Genomic DNA, 598 nt, shown 5'->3' with positions numbered 1-598 from the left:
GCTGGCCGGCCTGGTCGGTATCGTCGCCGGCCTGTTCATGCGCCAGCAGGCCAAGACCACCAAAGCCGAGGCTGCGCAAGAAGTTGCGGAAACGAAGCAAGAGGTTGCCGACCGAAACGCTGCAGCCGCCCAGAAGGCGGCTCAGGCCACAGGAGAACGCGGAAATGTGGAAAACGAGATTGCTGCTATGCCTGCTGCTGATCGTGAGCAGCGGCTGCGAGATGACTGGACGCGTAACTAATCCGGTGGCTGGCGGCCCGGCCATCGTGGATAATGGCTGCAACTGGACCCGTCCCATCTTCATCGACAAGGCCGACAAGCTGAGCCAGGGCACTGTCGACCAGATCCTAGCGCACAACATGACCGGGCAGAGATTGTGTGGTTGGCAACCTGCTACGAAGAAATAATGCCGTGTATAATCCGCCGCTGCTTGTGGGGGAAATATTGACCAACTGGGTGCAAACGGGGCCGTTTATGCACTTGGCGCAAAAGCAACAATAGCAGATCCATGCGGCTTTGAGGGCTGTGCGGGATTCGCGCCATTGACTCGAAATCAGGCGTACGGTTTCCCGTACCGTGGGTTCGAATCCCACCCTCT

At 58.7% G+C, this 598-nt stretch carries 1 protein-coding gene; it reads left to right on the top strand.

All coding sequences use genetic code 11. The features are described 5' to 3' along the window. The coding region (locus tag ACODSZ_RS23130) for a hypothetical protein (protein ID WP_488928651.1) at positions 1 to 241 on the top strand (241 nt) is incomplete at its 5' end. Between the last annotated feature and the right edge of the window lie 357 nt (positions 242 to 598).

It is taken from the genome of Herbaspirillum sp. FG34, from assembly GCF_057809315.1.
The sequence above is the reverse complement of the archived record's forward strand: the minus strand, read 5'-3'. Positions and strand labels throughout refer to the sequence as shown.